This is a genomic window from Acinetobacter sp. YH12052, from assembly GCF_013419835.1.
GTDB lineage: Bacteria > Pseudomonadota > Gammaproteobacteria > Pseudomonadales > Moraxellaceae > Acinetobacter > Acinetobacter amyesii.
The window spans coordinates 142,951-165,779 of the sequence record NZ_VOZI01000004.1; the positions used below are offsets into that span (position 1 = coordinate 142,951).

Below are 22,829 nucleotides of genomic sequence, written 5' to 3' on the forward strand. Positions count from 1 at the left end.
CAAAAAGTAACACGAAATTTAGATTTTATTTCGCAAAAAGGCAAGGTGTACCATGTTTTTCTTCAAATTGTTTGACCCATGTCTCATGGGCTTCAAGTTCATCTGCTGAAGGTAAAATCACAGGTAATTCTATTTCAACAGCGGCGCGGGTTTGCGAACCATCTTCATTTTGCGAGTGGGTCAGTGCATCGATATCAAAGGAAACCTGACCGCCCGTCATTGCTAGGTATACGTCAGACAGGATTTCCGCATCGAGTAAGGCACCATGGAAAGTACGGTCACGTTGTGGAATTTCGTAACGACGCACTAATGCATCGAGTGAGTTTTTCTGGCCTGGATGCTTGGCTTTGGCCATAGCCAAGGTATCGGTGACTTCGCAAACTTCAGATAAGGCCACAAAACCGGCACGTTTGAACTCCATATCAAGGAAGTTCATATCGAAGGTTGCGTTATGCGCAATGATTTCTGCGCCTTTTAGATAGTCAAATAAGACATCAGCAATTTCAGCATACAGTGGTTTGTCTTTTAGAAAGTCATCACTGATTCCGTGAATATTTTCAGATTCACCGACAGGTTTTTGCGGGTTGATATAAATATGAATTGAGCTACCGGTCAGTTTGCGGTTAATCATTTCCACTGCACCGACTTCAATAATACGGTCGCCATCTTGGAAATAGAAACCTGTGGTTTCCGTATCCAAAATTAATTGTCGTGGGCCAGATACATCGACAGTTGCTGGTGTAATGACAATCATTGGATGGATTTCAGCAGCTTGCTTAGACTGTGTAGAAGCATCTGGACTCAACGTTGAAGCAGTGTCTGTTGCTTGTTGTTCTATCACAATGTCATCAATCTGCTCTGCGTCAATAGCTGACTCAGCTGAGATTTCTTCTGCTTCATCCTCGCTATCAGCAAATTCGAGTCCAAACGGATCATTTAATAGCCAGTCAGGTTCAGCTTTTTTTTTAGGTGCTTCAGCTGTAGATGCTGCTTGTTTGATGCGTTCGAGGTTTTTTTCTGCGCCTAGATTGGCCAATTGATCGGCCATTTCATTTCCCGGATGGCCTGCATGCCCTTTAATCCAGTTCCATTCAATTTCCCGACCCTGACAAGTTGCATCCAGTAATTTCCACAAATCTGGATTTTTAACATCTTTCCAGTTTTTCTTTTTCCAACCATGAATCCACTCGGTTATGCCTTGTTTGACATAGTTGGAGTCTGTCCAAATGATCAGTTTTGCATCGGACGGACAATGTTGAATGCCTTCAATAGCAGCAGTCAATTCCATACGGTTATTGGTGGTTTCAGCTTCGCCGCCGCAGAGTTTTTCTTCTCCAGTTTCACGGATGATATAGGCCCCCCAACCCCCTAAGCCAGGGTTGCCTTTACATGCACCATCAACATAAAGCGTGATTGTTTGAGACATAAATCAAATCCGGAGAAAAACAAGCATTCAGAACCGTATATTGTATAACGCAAATGACAGAGAGAAATCCATTTCTGGCGATTTTTTTAATTTCTTGTAACATTTATACTGAAATAGCGTTAAATTAACGCCTTGTGTCTGTGTTCTGCTTCACTACAATGGCATATCTAAAAAATAAATTTTATATGAGTTGTCTGGATTTTTTTATGTATAAATCAACTGCGACTGTCTGGCAGCCTACGTTACCACAAATTTTTAAATTTACAGTCTTGGGTTCTGCGCTCGCAGCTCTTGGTCTGACGGGCTGTTCTTCATCGCAAACGACTAAGCAGAACTCAGCAAGTAAACAAGTTGGCTCAAACTTTCTCGATGCCAATAGTTTAGATTCACTCGAAGATTTACTTTCTGCAACAGACATGCGTGCCGTAGAAGGCGATCGCCTTTTAGTACTTAAGCATGGTGATGTATGGAAGCGTATGACTGTGGGTTTCAAAATGGATTTGAACCACTGGGATACGCGAATTGAAGCGCAGCGTGGTTGGTTTATTTCACGTCAACCATATATTGATCGTTTAAGTGCGCGCGCGTCCCGTTATTTATATCACACGGTTAAAGAAGCAGAACGTCGTGGTTTGCCGACGGAGTTGGCGTTATTACCAGTGATTGAAAGTTCTTATGACCCAGCAGCAACCTCAAGTGCAGCCGCAGCGGGCTTATGGCAATTTATTCCAAGTACTGGACGTATTTACGGCTTAAAACAAACCTCAATGTATGATGGTCGTCGTGACGTAGTGGAATCAACGCGTGCAGCTTATGAGTTTTTAGGTGCGCTACATAACCAGTTCGGTTCGTGGGAATTGGCTTTGGCTGCATATAATGCAGGGCCGGGCCGCATTCAACAGGCGATTAACCGTAACCGTGCGGCAGGTTTGCCAACGGATTATTGGTCACTAAAACTGCCCCAAGAAACCATGAACTATGTCCCACGTTTCTTGGCTGTTGCTCAAATTATTAAAAATCCAAGTGCTTATGGCGTAAGTTTACCGCCAATTGCCAACCGTCCACACTTTCGTGAAGTGGCTGTAGGGCCTGCAAATTTAAATGAAATTGCATCTATTACCGGTTTAAGCCGTGCAGAACTCTATGCACTAAACCCTGGTCATCGTGGCGATGTGATTGATAGCAGCAGCCCAATGCGGATTTTAATTCCTGCGGATGTGAGTCCATCAGTCGATGCACGTTTGAAAAAATTACAATCAGGTAGTTCATCAGGTTATTGGGCAAGTAATTCAACTTATAACTTACCGAAAAATAATGTTGAAATTACGCCGTCACGTGTCACTCCGCCAGATTTAAACAGTAAAACCATTCAGCCTGCAAAAGTGACACCGCCTACGCTGACCACTCAGCCGACAGTGACAGCTTCTGCCAAACCACCTGTAGTTGCTGCAACGGTAACGCCAAGTATTCCATCAGGAACGAAAGGCAAAACGCCAATGGGATCATCTGCTTTAGCTGCCTTTGCATCGAATAGTGATATTCCAAGTGCGCCGCGTATTCCAGTCGCTGTAACACCTTCGACTCCTGTGAAAACCGTGTCTGTCGAGCCACCACTCAGCGCAAATGAGCGTGAGCAAATCATGGCGGCTATTAAAGCTGAAGGTGAGACCAAAACAATAGATGAGGTATTAAAACCAGTAGCGACCAAAGCAGAACAAGAAGAAGTCGTTCAGGAAATTAAAGCTATTGCGCCGAAGGGCACTGAAATTGTCGATCCTTACGATGGTAAGATTAAGTTAACTGCGATTCAGACCAGTCAGTCGATTGCAGATCAACAAGGTAAAGAACTGACGAAAGGGTTCTCTTACCCGAAAAGCGTGGCTGAAAATACAGGTGCAGATTCCGAAGAAGCCAAACGCAACCAAGGTAAAAATGTCATTCGTACAGATTCTGAAATTGTAGTTGTACCACCTAAAGGTAAACGCAGTACTTATACAGTTTTGGCGGGCGACACATTAGCGTTGATCGCGATGAAAAATGGCGTGAATTGGCGTGATATTGCAGCTTGGAACCAAATTTCGCCAGATTCGACCTTGTATGTCGGTACGACCATCTATTTATATGATGCGAAACCGATTGTGCAAAATAATGAAGAATCGAAAGCTAAGCCTATTGCAGATAGCTATGTGGTGAAAGCAAATGACAGTCTTACAGCTGTTGCGAGTCAATTTGGTTTAAGTACGAAGCAACTCGCCGATTACAATGGTTTAACCACCACGAGTGGTTTATATGTTGGACAGAAATTATCCTTAAAAGAAACGCCAGCATCTAAAGCAAAATTGGAAGCTGACAAGAAAGCAGCTCAAGTTGTCGAAAAATCTGCAAAAGTTCAAACCAAATCCTACACGGTAAAACGTGGTGAATATCTAAAACTCATTGCAGATCGTTATGCGCTGTCAAATCAAGAGTTGGCAGATTTAACAACTGGTTTAACGGCTGGCAGTAGCTTGATGGTGGGACAAAAAATTAATGTGCCATTACAAGCTGTAGCAGAAGTTGAGAAGCTCGAAAGCAAAGTCGTGAATCGCATTGAAAATGTCAAAGTTGATCCTGCGTATAAAGTTGAAAGCTATAAAGTGCAGCGTGGTGATACCCTTTACAGTATTGCGACGCGGTCAAAAATCAGTTTGTCAGAATTGGCGAGTCTAAATGATATGTCGGTAAATAGTGGGCTGATGGCTGGGCAAAGCATTAAAGTTCCTGCAAGTTCAACTGTTCCGGATACATATGTGGTGCAGTCTGGCGATACACTGACAGGCATTGCTAGTCGCTATGATTTAGGCATGGACTATGTCGCAAATTTAAATGGTATAGAGCGTAGTTCTGGTCTACGCGTTGGGCAGAAATTAAAATTAACAGGTGATGTCGCACCGGTTAAAGTAGAAACCAAAGCTGAGGCGACCAAAATTGAAAGCAAAACCAATACACGAACGAATTCCGTTGATGCGACCGATATTCATGTGGTGAAATCAGGTGAAACATTGGGTGTGATTGCGAAGAAATATCATCTTCAATTACGTTATTTAGCTGAATTAAATGGCCTAAATACCAATAGTGCGATTCGTGTAGGGCAGCGTTTAAAAGTAGATGGTGAACTACCTGCTGATGTAGCTAGTAAAGCAACTGAAACCAAAAAAACGGAAGCTAAATCCTCTACGAGCAATGTGAAACCAACAAATACTGAAAGCTATACTGTGAAATCAGGCGAGTCTTTAAATTCGATTGCTAGTCGGACAGGTTTAACTGTGGCAGCATTGGCTGAATTAAATAACTTGAATCCGCGTGCTGGGCTTCGTGTCGGTCAAAATTTACAAGTCCCTAAAACTATCAGTGAATACCGTATTAAACGCGGCGATACATTGATTGGTTTAGCAAGCCGTTATGGACTTGATACATCAAAACTTGCTGAAATGAATGATATACAACCGTCTGCTCAGTTACGTATTGGTGAAGTCATTAAAGTACCAAACTGAGTCCAAACATTAAGGAGTTAAGTTGAATGTATTCTGCTTCAACTTCGCGTTACGTGTTTGGTGTGACTTTGAGCATACTTTCAACAGGGGCGTGGGCTGCGTTGCAGACCACGCCTTTTCTTGCCATACATAGTAGCCCTCAATATCATCAATTACAGGCAATGCCCTATGCCAATCCTCTTGCCAATAAAGGGGGATATATCACGACCTCGAGTATTGGGAGTTTTGATAATTTAAACAGCATGAATGGAAAAGGGCGTTCTGTTGAAGGTATCAATTATCTTTTTGATAGCTTGATGAGTTCATCTTTAGATGAACCGGGTGTGATGTATCCATTGCTTGCCGAAAAGGTGACATTTGACCCGAAAAAAACTAATTTTGTTATTTTTCATTTAAACCCAAAAGCACGGTTTAGTGATGGTTCTGAACTCACTGCTGAAGACGTTAAATTTAGTTTTGATACCTTTCAAACTAAATCAAATCCCGGTCTACAAATGTACTTAGCGGATTTGGACAAAACAGATGTTTTATCTAAATATCAGGTGAGGATGAGTTTTAAATCTGGACACAACACTGATATGCCCATGATTTTGGCGCAAATGCCGATTTATTCCAAAAAAGATTGGGCAAAAAAAGATTTTACTCAAATTACATTGCAGCCCATATTAGGCTCAGGCCCTTACACAATTGAGACGATCGATGCAGGTAGGAGTATTCGCTACAAGCGCAATCCTGAGTATTGGGGGCAGAACTTAGCTGTTAATCGTGGTCGATATAATTTTAACCATCTGAAATATGTATATTACCGCAGTCCTGACATTGCCTTTGAAGGCTTTAAAGCAGGTCAATTTACGTTATATGAGGAAAAGACTGCACGTAATTGGGTGGGAGCGTACAATTTTCCTGCTTTTAAAGACGGTAAAATTGTCAAATATCGCTTTAAACATGAACGACCGATTCCCACAAAAAGTCTCGTATTTAATACTCGTCGTGCGCCATTTAGTGATATTCGCTTTCGACAAGCTTTAACCTATGCTTATGATTTTGAATGGCAAAATAAAGCATTATTTTATGGGCAGTATCAGCGTTTGCAGAGTTATTTTAGTAATAGTGTGCTAGAAGCGAAGGGGAAACCCTCTATCCAAGAGTTGGATATTTTAAAACCGATGTTATCGCAACTTGATCCTATTCAAAGACAGGGGGTCTTATCCAATTGGCAATATCCCATTTCTGATGGCAGTGGATTTAATCGAAAAAATCTGCTGCATGCACGCCAACTGTTATTGAATGCGGGTTATCGTTATCAAGACGGCAGATTGGTGGATGCAAAATCTCGGCCTGTGAAATTTGAACTTTTGATTCAGCAACAAGATTTGCAGCGAACCTTAATGCCATTTATACGAAATTTGAAACGTTTAGGTATTCAGGTGTTATTACGACAAGTCGATGGGCCGCAATACACCGAGCGTATGCGAAATATTGACTTTGATATGATCGTGGATGAAATGCCTCAATCGCTCACTCCAGCAGGTGAGCAAGCTCAACTTTGGGGCAGTCAAGCAGCCGATCAAGTGGGTAATTATAATTATGCAGGGATTAAAAATCCTGTGATCGATAAGCTCATTCAACAGGTGATCAATGCTCCAAATCGGGAGGAATTGATTATTCGTACGCGTGTTTTAGACCGCCTGCTCAGAGCGGGTTATTATCAAATTCCAATGTTTGGGCAAAGTGAAAACTGGTTTGCCTATTGGCATATGTATAAGCAACCTTATGTCAAACCTAAACTTTCTGCAGGGATTGACTATTGGTGGAGTGATGCAGCTCAAGCCAAGCAAATAACACAATATCTACGGCAGCAATAAATACACCTGAATGACAAGGAATATGAAAGCAACATGGGCACATATATTTTAAAAAGATTGCTCCTGATTATTCCAACATTGTTTTTCATTTTACTGATTAACTTTGTCGTGATTCAGATTGCGCCGGGAGGACCTGTTGAGCAAGCTATACAGCAAGCAGAATCCTTTCAAGGCATGGGAAACACGGGTGGTGGTGAAACTGCGACGACAGGCAGTAAATACCAAGGTGCTAAAGGCCTCAGTGAAGAAATGGTGGCAAAAATCGAAGCGCAATATGGTTTCGATAAGCCATTATTCGAACGCTTTTGGCTGATGTTAAAGGGGTATGTGACGCTAGATTTTGGTACCAGTTTTTTTAAAGATAAGCCTGTGACCGAGCTACTTTGGGAAAAGCTGCCTGTATCCTTATCCCTTGGCTTATGGAGTACCTTGCTGATCTATATGGTGTCTATTCCATTAGGCATTAAAAAAGCCCGTCAACATGGTCTGTTATTTGATAAAAGTACGTCTATTTTATTGGCTATCGGCTACGCCATTCCTGCTTTTGCCTTTGCCATTTTACTCATTGTATTTTTTGCAGGTGGTTCATATTTTCAGTGGTTTCCTCTACAAGGTTTAGTTTCAGAGAATTTTGCTGAGTTAAGTGTATTTGGCAAAATTTCAGATTATTTTTGGCATATGGTGTTGCCTTTGTTTGCTATGGTAATTGGTGGTTTCGCTGGCTTAACTTATCTGACCAAATACTCTTTTATGGAAGAATTAAATAAGCAATATGTTCTTGCTGCTCGTTCTAAAGGTTTGACCGAATCACGTGTGCTGTATGGGCATGTATTTCGTAATGCAATGCTCATTGTTATTGCTGGTCTACCAGAAGCATTAATTGGCATCTTCTTTGTGGGAAATCTATTTATTGAAATTATTTTCAATCTAGATGGTCTGGGATTGTTGGGGTTTGAAGCCATCGTACAGCGCGATTATCCAGTGATTTTTGGCACCTTGTTTATTTTTACCTTGATGGGGCTGATCTTAAGATTAATCAGTGATGTCTTATATCAAATGATTGACCCACGAATTAATTTTGATTCGCAGGGGGCAAAATAATGTCTCCGATCATGCAAGCGCGATTTCAACGTTTTAAAGAAAATAAATTAGGCTTTACATGCTTTATCAGCTTTGCCTTGATTTTTATGTTGTCCCTAGCTGTCGAGTTCATCGCCAATGATAAACCGCTCTTGGTCAAATACGATGATTCTTTATATGTACCCGTACTAAAAAGCTATCCAGAAACAGCTTTCGGTGGGGTATTTGAAACTGAGGCAGATTATAAAGATCCTGTGGTGCAGCAACTGATTGAAGAGAAAGGCTGGGCTGTATGGCCACTGATTAAATTTTCCTATCAAACACCGAATTTAGAACTGGCTGTGCCCGTACCATCTGCACCAACTGCACAAAATTGGCTCGGTACCGATGACCAAGGGCGTGATGTGCTGGCGCGAATTTTATATGGATTACGTGTGTCGCTCCTGTTTGGTTTTGTATTAACTTTTGCTTCAGCAATATTGGGCATCATGGTTGGGGCGATACAAGGCTATTATGGTGGGTGGATAGACCTCATTGGTCAACGGATTTTAGAAGTCTGGGGTGGGCTCCCGATGCTATTCATGGTAATGATTTTAGTCAGTATGTTTACACCGAGTGTGTATTGGCTCTTTGTCATTATGCTGTTGTTTGGCTGGCCCACTTTAGTCGGCTTGGTTCGTGCAGAGTTTTTACGTGCTCGTAATTTTGATTATGTCCGTGCAGCACGAAGTCTTGGCGTCACAGATAGTACGATTATGTTTCGGCATATTTTACCAAATGCGATGAGTTCCAGTCTTTCACAGCTACCTTTCATGCTTACGGCAAATATTACTGCACTGACAGCCTTGGATTTCTTAGGTTATGGCTTACCGCCTGATGCAGCGTCATTAGGTGAGTTATTGCTTCAAGGGAAAAACAATCTGAATGCACCATGGCTAGCCTTATCGGGGTTTTTTACCTTAGCGATCGTGCTGTCTTTATTGATTTACATTGGGGAGGCGACACGTGATGCATTCGATCCTAGACGTCAATAATCATCAAGTTAATGTACCTCCCATCGTGTTAGAGGTGGAACATTTACATATTTCACATGCAGCACAGGTCTTGGTTGATGATCTAAATTTTAAATTGCATGCAGGTGAAACGATAGCGATTGTTGGAGAAAGCGGCTCAGGTAAATCGATTAGCAGCCTAGCTATACTCGGTTTGTTGTCGAGTGATCTGCAGGTCACAGGCAGCGTCAGCCTGAGTGGACAGAATATTCTTGGACTGAGTCCTGAACAGCACCGAAACATTCGTGGACAGAAAATTGCAATGATTTTTCAAGAGCCGATGACAGCTTTAAATCCCTTACATCGGGTTGAAAAGATTGTTGGTGAGTCACTGTTGTTACAGGGATGGTCGAAGGCAAAAACTCGGCAGCGGGTTATAGAATTATTAAATGATGTTGGTATTCCTGATGCTGAAGATAAGTTAAGACGATACCCACATGAGTTATCTGGGGGGCAGCGACAACGTGTCATGATTGCCATGGCATTGGCCTTAGATCCTGATATTTTAATCGCTGATGAGCCAACCACGGCTTTAGATGTCACTTTGCAAGCGCAAATCTTAAATTTATTAAAGTCGCTACAACAGCAGCGTAATATGGCCATGATTTTAATTAGCCATGACCTGAATTTGGTCAAGCGCTATGCCGAACATGTGATTGTGATGAATCGTGGACAAGTGGTGGAACAAGGAGATGTTCAGGAAATTTTTGAGCAACCGAAGCAGGCGTATACCAAAAATCTATTAGACCATGATTTTGGTAAAGCAATACAGGTTTCACAAACGCAGACACTTTTAAAATTACACCAATTAGGAGTGAAGTTCCCAGTCAAACAAGGCTTATTGAACCGCATCAAAGATTATGTCGTTGCGGTAGAGGCTTTGGATTTAACAGTGGCTGAAGGTGAGTCGATCGGTATTGTTGGAGAGAGTGGTTCAGGGAAAAGCTCCCTAGCATTGGCTATTGCTCGGCTCATAGAAAGTGATGGCGAAATTATGTTAAATCAACACGCCATCCATCAACTTTCAGAAAAACAGCTCAGACCTTTACGTCGTGAATTTCAAATTGTCTTTCAAGATCCATTCAGTAGTTTAAATCCACGGCTAAATGTAGAGCAAACCATTGGCGAAGGTTTGGCCTTACAGCATTTATCTGCAAATGAAATTGTACAGCGTATAGATGAAGCTTTGCAGAAAGTCGAATTAGCCAGCTCATTTAAGCAGCGTTATCCACATGAATTATCGGGTGGGCAACGGCAGAGAGTCGCCTTAGCACGTGCGTTGGTATTACGTCCTAAATTATTGATACTCGATGAACCCACATCGGCACTAGATCGGACGACACAAAAAGCCATCGTGAAGCTGCTACGGCGTTTGCAGCAAGAATTTAATATGAGTTATTTATTTATCAGTCACGATTTACACGTGGTCAAAGCCCTGTGTCAAAAAGTGTTGGTACTGCGCCATGCCAAAGTCATGGAATTTCAAGACACCGCAGATCTATTTGCACGACCACAAACGGACTATACCCGTAAATTAATTGAAGCCAGCCAATACTAAAATCAAAATTATGGATATTTTGACAAGTGTCATTGTCAAAATATCCTTGACCTTTAGAAAATAGTAATTAGAGTAAATACTCAGGACTTATTATTTCATTTTGGACATTGTCATGAGCCATTTAGCTGAAAGCTTTAAAATTCGTAATACCACGTTTAAAAATCGCATCATCAAAGGTGCAATGAGTGAAGCATTGGCCAATACCGCAGGCCAACCCAATCACTTACATTTTGGGTTATATGAAGCTTGGGCGAAGGGTGGTTTAGGCTGTGCCATTACCGGTAATGTCATGGTGGATTTTTGTGCTAAAAATGAGCCGGGGGTTGTGGTCGCTGAAACAGAGCGAGATTTGGCGCAGTTAACACAGTGGGCTGAGTTAGGTAAGAAGCACGGCATGGTGCAATTGGTTCAACTTTCACATCCGGGCCGTCAATGTCCTAAAGGTTTAAATAAAGAAACGGTTGCACCATCTGCTGTGCCATTTAGTCCGATGTTAGCTACAACTTTTGGAACACCGCGCGAACTTCGTGAAGATGAAATTTTAGATATTATTCAGCGTTTTGCACGTGCCGCACACATTTGTGAAAAGGCAGGCTTCGAAGGCGTGCAATTGCATGGTGCGCATGGTTATTTAATTAGTCAGTTCTTGTCGCCACTGACCAATAAACGTCAAGATCAGTGGGGCGGTTCAAATGAAAATCGCATGCGCTTTTTGCTTGAAATCTATAAGGCAGTTCGTGCTGCGACGACAGATGATTTTATCATTTCGGTCAAACTGAATTCTGCTGATTTCCAACGCGGCGGAATTAGCGAAACAGATGTGATTGAGGTCTTTAAGGCAATCGATGCCGCAGGGATTGATATGATTGAAATCTCGGGCGGTTCCTATGAAGCGCCAGCGATGGCCGGTGCTAAAGCAGAAAAACGTAAAGCCAGTACCATTGCTCGTGAAGCTTATTTCCTCGATTTTGCGGACAATATCCGTAAAGAAGTGAAATGCGCGTTAATGGTTACCGGCGGGTTTAGAACCGTGCAAGGCATGAATGCTGCACTAGACAGTGGAGCTTGTGATTTTATTGGTATTGCACGTCCATTCGCTGTTGAAGTCGATTTGGCTGATCGTTTATTGGCGGGTCAGGATGTTCGTTACGGTGTGGACAAAATTAAAACTGGCATACCGATGATAGATAAAATGGCGATTATGGAAATTATTTGGTATGCCGCTCAGTTTAAATCGATTGGTGAAGGCAAACAGCCAAATCCTAAACTTTCGCCGTTAAAAGTGTTTTTTAAATATCTTAAAGGCAATTTAACCGCGGTCATTAAAGGGCAAGTCAATTCACGTAAGTCGGCTTAATCAATCTTTGAATTTTTAGAATCAGGGCAACCGACATATATTCCTGTTATGGTTGCCTTCATTCATATCAATATTGCTTACAATAAAAATGTCTAAAATTTTAATATTAACGGTCATTCTTTCGGGGCTCAGTTCTGCCCTCTATGCCCAGTCCGTATTTCAGACGGGAGATATTATTTTTCATATCTCAAAGTCACAACAAAGTTTAAGCATTCAAAAGGCCACACATTCGCCCTATAGTCACATGGGCATGATCGTAAATAAAAATAACCAAACCTGGGTGCTTGAAGCCATTCAACCTGTGCAATATACCGCTTTAAATCAATGGATCGCGCGTGGGGAGAATGCTCACTATGTGGTGAAAAGGCTCAAACAACCCTTAAATGTGCCGCAGAAAACGAAGTTTGTACAACATGCAGAAAAGTACTTGGGCAAACCCTATGATATTTATTTTGAATGGGATGACCGTGCAATTTACTGTTCTGAAATTGTTTGGAAAGCTTATCAGCATGCTTTAGGAATCGAACTTTCTCCATTACAACAACTGAAACAATTTGATTTAAAACAAAATGAAGTGCAGCGTCTAATGCGGCAGCGCTATGGTCAAAATATTCCGCTAAATGAGCAGGTGATTGCCCCTAAGGCCATTTATGATTCAAAACTTTTAAAAGAAATATTTAGAAATTAAGGCAATAAAAAAGCCCAAGTCGCAATGCTTGAGCTTTTTAATGAGTGGTTAAAACCAACTCGAATATGGCGTCCCTACGGGGATTCGAACCCCGGTTACCGCCGTGAAAGGGCGATGTCCTAGGCCTCTAGACGATAGGGACAGTACAGAAAGTAAATTTTAAAACCGTTTATTTCAGTCTAATTTTTTAGACTAAGTAATGGCGTCCCTACGGGGATTCGAACCCCGGTTACCGCCGTGAAAGGGCGATGTCCTAGGCCTCTAGACGATAGGGACTTAATAAAATGTACTTCTGAAAATTGGCGTCCCTACGGGGATTCGAACCCCGGTTACCGCCGTGAAAGGGCGATGTCCTAGGCCTCTAGACGATAGGGACGTTTCAGAGGTGGGCGTATATTAGGGTGAAAATCGGGGGGTGTCAAACGCTTTTCTATAAATAAATTCAGTTTTTGTTGTTGAGTGCATAAAATTAAAACAATTTGCTAAAAATGTTTGAAAAATACATTATTTATGTCGATTTTTTCAACACTTGTAAGATTGTAGCAATAACTTCTGGATGCGTTAAATATCCTGCAATATCGTGTGGGTGTTCAATCGATGTCTGAATTTGCTGGTTAATAATGGCGGGTTGAAAATCAAATGGTGCCTGACTCAGTGGAAAAGCGCTGAGAAAATCATCATGTGAATAAAAGTTTAACCAATCGCCTGAAATTGCATCAGGCCGCTGTAAAGGCTGAGGTAAGTGGGCTTGGATGACACGAAAAGCCAAAGGTGAGCCCAAGGTGATAAAGCGCTGTATGTTGAGTTCAGGATGTAACAGTAAAAAATGATACGCAATCACGCTACCTAGCGAATGTGCAATCAACAGGGTGGGTTTCGTTTGATGTAATTGCTCATGCAGACGAGTGTGAACTGCCTGAATAAAGTGTGGATTGGATAAATAGAGATAAGTTTCGACCAAAAAATTATGCAAAAGTGTGACATGTAATTTTGGGAAATAATTCTTTAAAACTGCAAAATCGCGTAGGGCAAGATCTTTGCCAAGTGCAGTGATCGATTTGAATGATTGACTAAATCCAATAGCATCATTGAGGGTGATGTCAGGTAGATTGTTTTGTACGGCATGATGCTCAAGTACTTTTGGTGATATTTCTGGGAGTTCAGTGCGATGGATAAACGGAAAATGTGGCCACGTTTGAGGTGTCAAGGTGCTGGCTTGAAGCATATTCTGCAATTGATAACGCGTGAGTAAGTCTCCATAAAAAGGCATGCGCATATGGTGCTGTATATACGATAAAAAAGTCTCTTGATGGCTTTGCTTTAAGCCTTGAGACAACAGTGCAAGCCAATGCTGTTCGAGCGAACGTGCAGTTTGTTGCTGTTGATTCATGCCATGGATAAAGATGATCTGCATATTGCACCTCATCGACGGACCAGTTTTTATTCTACTTTTATTAAAATGTAGAATAAAAAAAGAGCAACCGAAGTTACTCTTTTATCGTGTTTGGTATGACAACGCAGATCAATCTTTGTTGTGATACAAGGTGTAGTAGCTGATATAACACGCCACGATGAAGATCATACAGCAGATAAAGCCAGTCAACATTTCTGGGTCAAATACCATACTAATACAGGTAATCAGACAGAATACAAAACCGAGTATCGGCACGATTGGGAAAAGTGGTGCAGCAAAAGCTAAATCTTTGGCAGTTTTGCCTTCTTTATACCACTGACGACGGAAGTTAAATTGGCTTAAACAAATACTCATCCATACCACCACCATGGTAAATGCCGCGACACCTAACAAGTTTTTGAAGATGGTTTCTGGTGCAAATTGCTCAGAAAGTAAGCCCGGCATACCACCGATCATGGTCACAATCACGGCAACATAAGGAATACCGCGCGAGTTCACTTTAGAGAACACTGCAGGTAATTGCTTACTATAGGACAATGACCACATCATTCGAGATGCAGCAAATAAACCTGAGTTTGCAGCAGAAAGTAGGGCTGTGATAATCACAAAGCGGATGATGTCTTCTGCATAAGGAATACCAATGTGCTGGAATACTGTTACGAAAGGTGAACTACTTACACCTTCGGCAGATAAGCCAGCTTCTTGATGGGGCAATAATGCAGTAATAACAACAATGGTACCTACAAAGAAAATCAACAAGCGGAAAATCGCCGTGTTAATGGCTTTAGGCACATTTTTCGCTGGATCTTTGGTTTCACCCGCAGCAACACCAATCAGCTCAGTACCTGAGAATGCAAAGTTAACAATCAACATTGTAGCGAAGATTGGGAACAAACCTTCAGGGAACCAGCCTTGTGCAGTGAGGTTGCTAAACAGCGGTGCAGCTTCATAGCCTCGATAGCCTAAAACACCAAAAATGGCCAATAGACCTAAAATAATAAAGGCTACAACGGTAATCACTTTGACTAAAGCTAGCCAAAATTCAGATTCAGCAAACCATTTGGTTGAAATCATATTCAAGCAGAATACAAAAGCACCAAAGATTAAGGTCCACATCCACATAGAGCTGTCTGGGAACCATTCCTGCATTAAAAGTGCAGCAGCGGTAAATTCAGTTCCTAGCGTTACTGACCATGTCAGCCAATACAGCCAAGTGATGGTATAACCCGTACCAGGTCCGATATAGCGTTTAGCATAAGCGCCAAATGAACCAGATTCTGGCATATGTACAGCGAGCTCGCCTAAGCAAAGCATCACCATATAGGCGATAATACCGCCTAAAAAATACGAAATAATGGCACCTACAGGCCCCGTTTGTGCAATGACTTCACCCGAACCAAGAAATAAACCAGTACCGATTGCGCCGCCAAGCGAAATCATCACCAGATGTCGAGTACTCATAGCGCGTTTTAACGGCGCAGAATTGCCCTGATGCGAAGCATCATTCGGAGAATGTGATGACTGCATAGAGAAAAAGGAGAATCAAATAATGAAGCGAGTAATTGTAGAGAAGAATGCAATGATGATGCAATCAATTAATATAAATTATAGATAAATAAACTTTAAGTTTGTCAGAACTGACAGAAGAATTGGCGTCCCTACGGGGATTCGAACCCCGGTTACCGCCGTGAAAGGGCGATGTCCTAGGCCTCTAGACGATAGGGACGTTTTGAGGTGGGTGTATAGTACATAGCCTATCTATATTTGTCAAAATAGAGTTTCATTGTTATATTCTAAATGTATATAAATGAAACAAAAAACAGAATTTTTTTAATGAAAAATAATTTTAATGAGTTTATTTCTGGAATTTTATTTGAAATCAATCAATTTAATGTGGGCAAAGTCCATGAAAGATTCTATATAGTTTTATTGAATTATTTGCATTGGTTTGAAGTTTATACAAATAATTTTTCTTCGTATATTAGTAAATCAGAGTTTGAAAGAATTATTGATGAACTTTTATTTAGGGATTTAGATGGGGAAAGTAGAATTACGTACAATCACCTTAAATCTTTAGATGATTCTCATTATTTTTTAGATATCCAGAGCTTTTTTAAATTATATTTAATCTTAAAGGTTCGAAGATATCAGTTGTCTAGTGATGATGTAGAACTTGAAAAATTAGAAAAAAAATTGGATGTATGTTTTGAGCCAATGTTGTGGAGTAAAGACAAACAAGATTTATTGGTTATTAATCGTGATTTTCCTGAATTTAAAAAACAGATGAATTCAAGTCGGGTGCTTTTGCCACTTTCATTAATAGTTTTTAACTTTACTTTTGTTGAATTAATATCTAATACAAGTTTGAGAGTATCTATCCAAATATTTCTAGCAATAGTAGCTGCGTGTCTTTTAGCTAATGTTTCTAAAGGTGCAAAATCCGAAAAGGACTCATTGGAGTTGAAAGTATGGGATTATATCTTGGTGTTGAGCGAGAATAAAAATTCATTAACGAAAAGCAGTTGAACGATTTCCTTAAATTATAGTCTGTACAGTGGTTTTTGTGGATTAAACTGCTCCCACAAATCATTTTTGAATTTATATGGAAACCCTAATTTTTCTCTCATAGGGAAGAGAAATAGTTTCATAAAAAAAGGTGGCTAATGAGCCACCTTAGCTATTTTATTTATCGTGATATAACCAATAATAACCTGCATAACACGCTGCCATAAAGATCAGACAGCCAATAAAGCCAGAAAGCATTTCAGGATCTGCAGCCATACTTAAACCTGTTGCGGTACAGCAGACAAAGCCAAGAATTGGAACCAGCGGGAACCATGGTGTACGGAATTTAAGCTCTGAAACGGTATGACCTTGTTTCAGCCATTGGCGACGGAAGTTAAATTGACTCCAGCAAATACTCATCCACACGATCACCATGGTGAAGGCAGCAACCCCCATCAAGTTTTTGAAGATCACATCTGCGCCAAATTGTTCTGACAATAGACCTGGTAAACCACCGATCATAGTGACCAATACAGCAATATAAGGCACACCTGTTTTGCTTAATTTGCCGAAAGCACGTGGTAATTGTTTTTGTGCAGACAGTGCCCACATCATACGCGATGCAGCATATAAACCAGAGTTAGCTGTAGACAGTAAAGCTGTAATAATGACGAAACGAATTAAGTCTTCTGCATAGGGAATGCCCATCAGGTTAAATACGGAAACGAATGGGCTACTACTTAAGCCGCCATGTCCACCAACATTTAAACCTGCATCGGTATAGGTCAACAGTGAACTGATGACGATAATAGTGCCGACAAAGAAAATGATTAAGCGCCATACCGCAGCATGAATGGCTTTAGGCACATTCTTTTCAGGGTTTTCAGTTTCACCTGCAGCGATACCAATCATTTCTGTACCATTAAAGGCAAAGTTCACGATCAATAGCGTGGCAAACAGTGGGAACAAACCATTTGGCAGCCAACCATGTTCAGTCAAATTGTGGAACATTGGAGCTGATTCATAGCCTTGGAAAGGCACGAAACCAAAGATGCAGGCAAAACCAAGGATGATGAAAATCAACACTGTTGCAACTTTCACCATTGATAACCAAAATTCTGACTCTGCGAATGCGCGTGTAGAACTTAGATTAGAAATCAGTACACCAGCAGCAAAGATCAGTGTCCATAACCAAATAGAGGTTTGTGGAAACCATTCCTGCATCAAAATAGCCGCCGCAGTAAATTCTGTACCTAAGGTGGCAGACCAGCCCAACCAGTACATCCAAGACACCATATAACCGGTACCAGGGCCAATATAATTTGTCGCAAAAGCACCAAAAGACCCAGAAACAGGTAAATGTACGGCAAGTTCACCCAAACAGAGCATGACCATGTAGGCAATCAAACCGCCAATAATATAGGCAAGAACAGCGCCTAAAGGCCCAGCTTGTGAAATAACTTCACCTGAACCCATAAACAAACCAGTACCAATTGCACCACCAAGTGAGAGCATCACAAGGTGTCGAGTCGTCATCGCACGTTTAAGCGATGGACTTTTACCTTCAGCAGACGAGTGTTGCGAAGGTTCAGAGGGAGATTGCATAGTGAAATGAAAATTGAACGAAAGGTATATTTTATGATTGAATGCAGTGAAATGATTGATAAATCGAATTTTTCTTATAATGTGATAATACTGATCTAAAATTTAAATCTTTAGCACTGACCATTGGATTAATGGTCAGGAGTTTGATACTCAGCTTCAGAAGTTGCAGGTACTTGAGTTTGTTCAGCTACAGGGGCTTTGTTGTCATCGCGGCTCACAATATACAGATAGAGTGCAGATGGAAATAAGATGGCTAAAACCAAGAGCAACTTTTTAAACATAGGGTATTCTTACATCAAAATAGATCAAGCTGAAGTATAAACAAAACCAGTCAGGCTGTAATTAATTAAAGTTTGTGGTTTTTCTGTTCTAGATTGGACAGTATGATTTGGTAAATGTCGGGGTAGTGTTGTTTAAAGTTCCGTTGTTGCATGATTGTGATGGTTGAAGCATTTGGCTCGACACCCAGTTTTAAAATTTTTTGGGTTAAAGCGAGTTGAGGGGAGCGACCATCAAAATGTGTATTTAGTAAGTTACCATCGGTATATTTTACTGTGAGTCCGATATTCAGGAGATAATCAAAAACATCAGGCAAACCAAAACCGGCAGCTTTGTAGAGTAAATTATATGTTTCTGCACGATAGCCACGGCCGTATGTTTGATGTGTTTTTAATAATCCTAATGCATTATAAAATTCTAACTTGGCAATAATTTCTTGTCCATTAATAGAACCATCGCCATTTTTTAAAGTCCTATTGATGGTATTAAAAGTCACATCGTTTGAGCTGGGTTTGCAATTAGCAGCAATCAGTCGCTTGATATCTTGAAGTGGAAGTATAAGATGCGCTGTGTCACACATTTTTTTAACTTCTTTATTTTTCATTTTACTGCTTTGAATATTTTTATTTTCAAATTCCTGCACTATGGCTGACCAACCATATATGTTTATAAATTTATAATAACGAGATGCATCATTTGTCATCCCTTTGATCTTTTTAAAGTCTTGAATGTTTTTCACTGATGGTGCATTGGTAGCGTGATTTTGTGGCACTGGAGCATTTGCAAAGCAATGCATACTCATTAGCAGGCAGCTGGTAATAACGATGTTTTTCATGGTTTACGTGCTTTTAATAAATTGTAAACATCAGGATGTTTGGTGGAAAAGTCATTCTGTTCTATTTGTTTATAGACGCTACTATTGGGCTCGATTCCTGCATTCAGTAGTTTTTGAACCAAACTCACAGAAGGGTTACGGCCTTTGATATTGTCTAAAATTAAATTACCATCCACGCCCGTGTAATCGACACCAATACTCAGCAAATAATCAGAAACGTCTTCTAGTCCCCAACCAATTGCGTTAGATTGCAAAGAGCTTTTTTCTTCATACGGGCCAAATTTATACGTAACGTGAGTTTGTAAAACATTTTCCGATTTGTAGAATTTTAATTTTTCAATGATTTCGTTTTGATCTATTTTGCCTTCTGCATTGGTTAATGCGCCATTAATAATCATAGAGGATGAACGGCCATTGAGTGGTTTGCAATTTGCTTTAAATAAGCGTTTGGTTTGATCGGCAGTACTTAGACCCAGTGCAATTTCGCAAAGTTTTTCTTTTTCCCCTTTAGGCATTTTACTTTTTAGAATGGTTCCATTTTCAAAATCACGAACGATTGACTCCCAACCGTATTTGGTTGCTGTTCGATAATACTGTATTGCTTCTTCACTCAATTTTTTTGTTTTTTTCGCTTGTATTTGAGTGTCACGATCGTTGGTTTTGGGAATAGAAGATTCTTGGTCATCATTCAATGCTGTTTGATTTGTCTGATTGGCATCATGCTCAACAGTATTTGAAGGATTTGTCGGTAGGCTGGCTTCGGGTCTAAAAATGTAGATGAAGATACCGAGACATACTATGCACAGGCCAAAGAGTAAGATTATTTTTTTCATGTTTTAGTCTATTTAAAAATGAATCAAGCGCGTTTTGAGGCGCGCTTGATAGGGGAAGTTTAAAATTTAAATGTGACATCAGCAATGAACTGTCGTCCTATTTCGGAATATAGTTTGCTACCACTTACATAAAGATTATTACGGTTAGTAATATTATTTATTGTTAGTCCTAATATAGCTGAATAATCTTTTGAAATATTCCAGTCATATGTTGTACGCATATCCCATGTAAAACGAGGTTTTACATCTTCTAGTGTGTACGTATCAAGTTTTACACCATTATGAACAACTTTATCCGCAGAACTTGCAGTGAGCATTTGTTCATATGTTCCTTTATAGCTAAAGAAATTAGAAATTTTTACAGGAACACGATCAAAGCCAATATCCCAAGAGACACGTGCCGTAAGTGGTTGATTATAATTTGAAGCTGGTCGGTCGCCAAATTCCATGATTTTTCCATCATACGAAATTAGTTTACGAATTTCTTCCTCTTTATAATCACTGGTATAGTCTGGAGTACTACGATAAGAGTCAGTGTAGTTAACTGCTAAAGCCAACTGATGCTCTGTGTTGTAAAGTTTTAATGGGTTTAGGGTATTTATTTCAAAAGTTATCGTGTCATTTTCACCATAACCATTGTTGCCATATTGAAAGTAACGATTAACACCAGTACCAATTTGATCACGTGAAATTTCGTCTTTATATTGGCGATTTACCCATTTTAGACTTAGATTTGTATTTTTAAATTGACTATTGAGTCCAACGACTATTTCATCCGCATAAGGTGTTTTTAAATCTTTTCGCTTTGTATCTACATATGAAGTTTTTTCTTCTTCCTCCCATGCTGAATTTTGATCATTACGCATTAGATAGGCATCTAAAGAAGTTAAATGCTGACGTAAATCAGTCATATAAGTTGGAGCACTGTAGTAACGGTTCCAGCCCGATGTTAGTGTTAATAAATTGTTGCTAAAAGGTTGATAGTTGATACTGCTGCGTGGGGCAAAGTTGAAATTATTATTTGCTTCGTCGTAATCAGCACGGAGACCTAAGCGAGCATTAAAGTTTTTCCAGTGAATATCATCTTGTATATAAAGCGAGGCTTGTTGGTACTGCCCATCAAATGTACCTGCTTTAAATAAGTTACCTCGCTTAAAATACTGACCGTTATATACAGTATTGACTTTATTGTTGATGAATTCGGTGGTTGTATTTTCATCACAAAGCGGATCATTGATTTGGCACTTACCACCTTCTAGGTCATATAAGTTTTGAGAGTTGCCTGAGGTAACACCATAGAAAGTTAAGAAATCTTTCGTTCGTTCCCATTGAACATCGTCATAATGATAGGCAAATCCTGCACTGATCTGATGTTGCGTGTCTGCAAGTTTAAATTGATTAAAAATACCATCAAGTTCGTAGTTGATTGTTGATTGTTTTAAATCAATATTTGCAGCGGATGAGCCTTCCCATACTTTTTCGGTGTTGTTCCAGTCTTTACTTCCTTCAGCATATAGCCAGTTAATTCCTGTATCAGAATCCGTTTCACGTTGGTTGTCGATACTTTGATAATTTAATTTTTGTTTGAGCATGCCCCAAGCATTTTTATGCTCTATTTCTGCAAAAATTAAAGCAGACTTATTATTGCTAGTAGCGTGTGAATTTCGACGCTTATTCAGATAGGTATTATCTTCTAAGTCACCTAAAGAGAAACCAAATTTCATCTTAGTTTTTTCATTCGGATTTGCGAATAAGGTTGCACCAATATTGGTATTTAATTTCTTTTGGTCGATCTGTTTTGGTGAAGGTAAACCACTTTCTACAGGAATTTTAGAGCCTCGTTGAGAGGCATAAAAATCAATACCATAGACTTCGGAAAGTTTGCTATAGACATTGGCACTAATACCTTGACGGACATATTCTTTTTGGTTTTCTTGTGTTGACTCGCCATCGAATAAGCCTTTATCAGCATCAGTTTTCAAGTGATAACGATTCCAATCACTCTCAGTATAATCATAACTGATACTACCGTGGATTTTACCAATTTCGGTATTAGGAGCGCATGTTTCAGCACTAATTACACCGCCTGCAAAACTACCATATTTTGCACTAACATTACTGTCTAAAACTTCTAGGCTACAAAGTAGGTCGGTATTAATAGCAATACCTTGGGAACCCACATCAGTAATACCGTATTCACCAGCATTTGACCCTGAACCAAGCGGATCAAGAATGTTTGTATTACTTACGCCATTCACAATAAATTTATTTTGGAATGATTGTGCGCCATGAATAGATATTTCATTGGGTTTTAAATTCGCTTGCGTACCTGCAGCCATTTGATCATTTGAAAACTGCACATTTGGATTAACTTTTAAAAAGTCTGTGATATTTTTTGAGCTATTCGGCGTTTTTTCTAAATCTTCTTTGGTGTAGACGGTTTTACCTACTTCTTGTTTGGCTTTGACTTCAACTTCAATCGGCGTCATTTTGAGGTTATTGCTTTGAATAACTTGAGTTGAATCAATTTCATTGGCATAAGCTTGAGATGCTAAAGCAGTCAAAATTGCGATATTAAGAGGAGAATAGGCAAAGCGCATGGCTGTCAATAATTATGCAGATAAAAACGATAGCGATTATCATTAACTTTACAAAAATAATCAATAGAAATGAGAATTATTTGCAATAGGTGTTTTTTTAATACACAGCGATTTCAGTGAATGAAAATTTTAACTAATCAGTAGAGGTGGTGATGTGTATTCAATAGACTTGAATATTCAGCTTGGAGAAAGTCTGAAT

16 protein-coding genes and 4 tRNA genes are annotated in these 22,829 nt (G+C 40.1%); 8 read left to right on the plus strand and 12 right to left on the minus strand.

Features of this window, described 5'->3' with window-relative positions:
* Positions 1 to 25 precede the first annotated feature (25 nt).
* A complete protein-coding gene (dnaQ, locus tag FTU06_RS04310; protein ID WP_180145139.1) occupies positions 26 to 1,426 on the minus strand; it encodes a DNA polymerase III subunit epsilon in 1,401 nt (466 codons plus the stop codon).
* A 206-nt stretch (positions 1,427 to 1,632) separates the two neighbouring features.
* Here dnaQ and FTU06_RS04315 point away from each other — a divergent pair, with 206 nt between their 5' ends.
* From FTU06_RS04315 to FTU06_RS04345, 7 genes are all read left to right on the plus strand, one after another.
* The gene (locus FTU06_RS04315; protein ID WP_180145142.1) at positions 1,633 to 4,959 is read left to right on the plus strand and encodes a LysM peptidoglycan-binding domain-containing protein; all 3,327 of its coding nucleotides are present in this window, start codon (positions 1,633 to 1,635) and stop codon (positions 4,957 to 4,959) included.
* 26 nt (positions 4,960 to 4,985) lie between these two features.
* A complete protein-coding gene (locus FTU06_RS04320) occupies positions 4,986 to 6,824 on the plus strand; it encodes an extracellular solute-binding protein (protein WP_180008293.1) in 1,839 nt (612 codons plus the stop codon).
* Positions 6,825 to 6,857: 33 nt separating this feature from the next.
* On the plus strand, positions 6,858 to 7,925 hold the full coding sequence (locus tag FTU06_RS04325; RefSeq protein WP_180089074.1) for a microcin C ABC transporter permease YejB: 1,068 nt from the start codon (positions 6,858 to 6,860) through the stop codon (positions 7,923 to 7,925).
* Complete coding sequence (locus FTU06_RS04330; protein WP_180089075.1) at positions 7,925 to 8,938, plus strand: ABC transporter permease; 1,014 nt, start codon at positions 7,925 to 7,927, stop codon at positions 8,936 to 8,938. Before FTU06_RS04325 ends, FTU06_RS04330 begins: the two co-directional genes overlap by 1 nt.
* On the plus strand, positions 8,913 to 10,514 hold the full coding sequence (locus tag FTU06_RS04335) for an ABC transporter ATP-binding protein (protein ID WP_180145208.1): 1,602 nt from the start codon (positions 8,913 to 8,915) through the stop codon (positions 10,512 to 10,514). Before FTU06_RS04330 ends, FTU06_RS04335 begins: the two co-directional genes overlap by 26 nt.
* A 112-nt stretch (positions 10,515 to 10,626) precedes the next feature.
* A complete protein-coding gene (locus FTU06_RS04340) occupies positions 10,627 to 11,871 on the plus strand; it encodes an NADH:flavin oxidoreductase/NADH oxidase family protein (RefSeq protein WP_180145145.1) in 1,245 nt (414 codons plus the stop codon).
* Between the two features lie 88 nt (positions 11,872 to 11,959).
* Positions 11,960 to 12,559 carry a YiiX family permuted papain-like enzyme gene (locus FTU06_RS04345; protein ID WP_180145148.1) on the plus strand — a complete coding sequence of 200 codons (600 nt, stop codon included), beginning with the start codon at positions 11,960 to 11,962 and terminating at the stop codon, positions 12,557 to 12,559.
* 66 nt (positions 12,560 to 12,625) lie between these two features.
* Here the strand turns inward: FTU06_RS04345 and FTU06_RS04350 are convergent.
* From FTU06_RS04350 to FTU06_RS04375, 6 genes are all read right to left on the minus strand, one after another.
* Positions 12,626 to 12,701, minus strand: a tRNA-Glu gene (locus FTU06_RS04350).
* A 58-nt stretch (positions 12,702 to 12,759) separates the two neighbouring features.
* Positions 12,760 to 12,835 (minus strand) — tRNA-Glu (locus FTU06_RS04355).
* A gap of 24 nt (positions 12,836 to 12,859) precedes the next feature.
* Positions 12,860 to 12,935, minus strand: a tRNA-Glu gene (locus tag FTU06_RS04360).
* Between the two features lie 132 nt (positions 12,936 to 13,067).
* A complete protein-coding gene (locus tag FTU06_RS04365) occupies positions 13,068 to 13,973 on the minus strand; it encodes an alpha/beta fold hydrolase (protein ID WP_180145150.1) in 906 nt (301 codons plus the stop codon).
* Positions 13,974 to 14,081: 108 nt separating this feature from the next.
* On the minus strand, positions 14,082 to 15,500 hold the full coding sequence (locus FTU06_RS04370; RefSeq protein ID WP_078189154.1) for an amino acid permease: 1,419 nt from the start codon (positions 15,498 to 15,500) through the stop codon (positions 14,082 to 14,084).
* A 123-nt stretch (positions 15,501 to 15,623) separates the two neighbouring features.
* A tRNA-Glu gene (locus FTU06_RS04375) sits at positions 15,624 to 15,699 on the minus strand.
* A 107-nt stretch (positions 15,700 to 15,806) separates the two neighbouring features.
* Here FTU06_RS04375 and FTU06_RS04380 point away from each other — a divergent pair.
* Positions 15,807 to 16,499: a hypothetical protein gene (locus tag FTU06_RS04380; RefSeq protein WP_180117495.1), complete on the plus strand. Its 693-nt coding sequence runs from the start codon at positions 15,807 to 15,809 to the stop codon at positions 16,497 to 16,499.
* 156 nt (positions 16,500 to 16,655) lie between these two features.
* Here the strand turns inward: FTU06_RS04380 and FTU06_RS04385 are convergent, their stop codons facing one another.
* From FTU06_RS04385 to FTU06_RS04405, 5 genes are all read right to left on the minus strand, one after another.
* Positions 16,656 to 18,083 (minus strand): amino acid permease, encoded by a 1,428-nt coding sequence (locus tag FTU06_RS04385; protein WP_180106287.1) that lies wholly within the window; start codon positions 18,081 to 18,083, stop codon positions 16,656 to 16,658.
* A gap of 128 nt (positions 18,084 to 18,211) precedes the next feature.
* The gene (locus FTU06_RS04390) at positions 18,212 to 18,364 is read right to left on the minus strand and encodes a hypothetical protein (RefSeq protein ID WP_168379378.1); all 153 of its coding nucleotides are present in this window, start codon (positions 18,362 to 18,364) and stop codon (positions 18,212 to 18,214) included.
* Between the two features lie 65 nt (positions 18,365 to 18,429).
* Complete coding sequence (locus tag FTU06_RS04395; protein WP_180145152.1) at positions 18,430 to 19,197, minus strand: hypothetical protein; 768 nt, start codon at positions 19,195 to 19,197, stop codon at positions 18,430 to 18,432.
* Positions 19,194 to 20,030, minus strand: coding sequence for a hypothetical protein (locus FTU06_RS04400; RefSeq protein WP_180145154.1), 837 nt, complete (start codon positions 20,028 to 20,030; stop codon positions 19,194 to 19,196). Before FTU06_RS04400 ends, FTU06_RS04395 begins: the two co-directional genes overlap by 4 nt.
* A gap of 59 nt (positions 20,031 to 20,089) precedes the next feature.
* Complete coding sequence (locus FTU06_RS04405) at positions 20,090 to 22,594, minus strand: TonB-dependent siderophore receptor (protein ID WP_257234256.1); 2,505 nt, start codon at positions 22,592 to 22,594, stop codon at positions 20,090 to 20,092.
* Positions 22,595 to 22,829 lie beyond the last annotated feature (235 nt).

Excerpts from the sequence above, each read along its gene's own strand:
- dnaQ (WP_180145139.1), bottom strand. The coding sequence starts at position 1,426 with ATGTCTCAAACAATCACGCTTTATGTTGATGGTGCATGTAAAGGCAAC.
- FTU06_RS04370 (WP_078189154.1), bottom strand. The coding sequence starts at position 15,500 with ATGCAGTCATCACATTCTCCGAATGATGCTTCGCATCAGGGCAATTCT.
- FTU06_RS04325 (WP_180089074.1), top strand. The coding sequence starts at position 6,858 with ATGGGCACATATATTTTAAAAAGATTGCTCCTGATTATTCCAACATTG.
- FTU06_RS04330 (WP_180089075.1), top strand. The coding sequence starts at position 7,925 with ATGTCTCCGATCATGCAAGCGCGATTTCAACGTTTTAAAGAAAATAAA.
- FTU06_RS04395 (WP_180145152.1), bottom strand. The coding sequence starts at position 19,197 with ATGAAAAACATCGTTATTACCAGCTGCCTGCTAATGAGTATGCATTGC.
- FTU06_RS04380 (WP_180117495.1), top strand. The coding sequence starts at position 15,807 with ATGAAAAATAATTTTAATGAGTTTATTTCTGGAATTTTATTTGAAATC.
- FTU06_RS04345 (WP_180145148.1), top strand. The coding sequence starts at position 11,960 with ATGTCTAAAATTTTAATATTAACGGTCATTCTTTCGGGGCTCAGTTCT.
- FTU06_RS04340 (WP_180145145.1), top strand. The coding sequence starts at position 10,627 with ATGAGCCATTTAGCTGAAAGCTTTAAAATTCGTAATACCACGTTTAAA.
- FTU06_RS04320 (WP_180008293.1), top strand. The coding sequence starts at position 4,986 with ATGTATTCTGCTTCAACTTCGCGTTACGTGTTTGGTGTGACTTTGAGC.
- FTU06_RS04335 (WP_180145208.1), top strand. The coding sequence starts at position 8,913 with ATGCATTCGATCCTAGACGTCAATAATCATCAAGTTAATGTACCTCCC.
- FTU06_RS04400 (WP_180145154.1), bottom strand. The coding sequence starts at position 20,030 with ATGAAAAAAATAATCTTACTCTTTGGCCTGTGCATAGTATGTCTCGGT.
- FTU06_RS04390 (WP_168379378.1), bottom strand. The coding sequence starts at position 18,364 with ATGTTTAAAAAGTTGCTCTTGGTTTTAGCCATCTTATTTCCATCTGCA.
- FTU06_RS04315 (WP_180145142.1), top strand. The coding sequence starts at position 1,633 with ATGTATAAATCAACTGCGACTGTCTGGCAGCCTACGTTACCACAAATT.
- FTU06_RS04365 (WP_180145150.1), bottom strand. The coding sequence starts at position 13,973 with ATGCAGATCATCTTTATCCATGGCATGAATCAACAGCAACAAACTGCA.
- FTU06_RS04385 (WP_180106287.1), bottom strand. The coding sequence starts at position 18,083 with ATGCAATCTCCCTCTGAACCTTCGCAACACTCGTCTGCTGAAGGTAAA.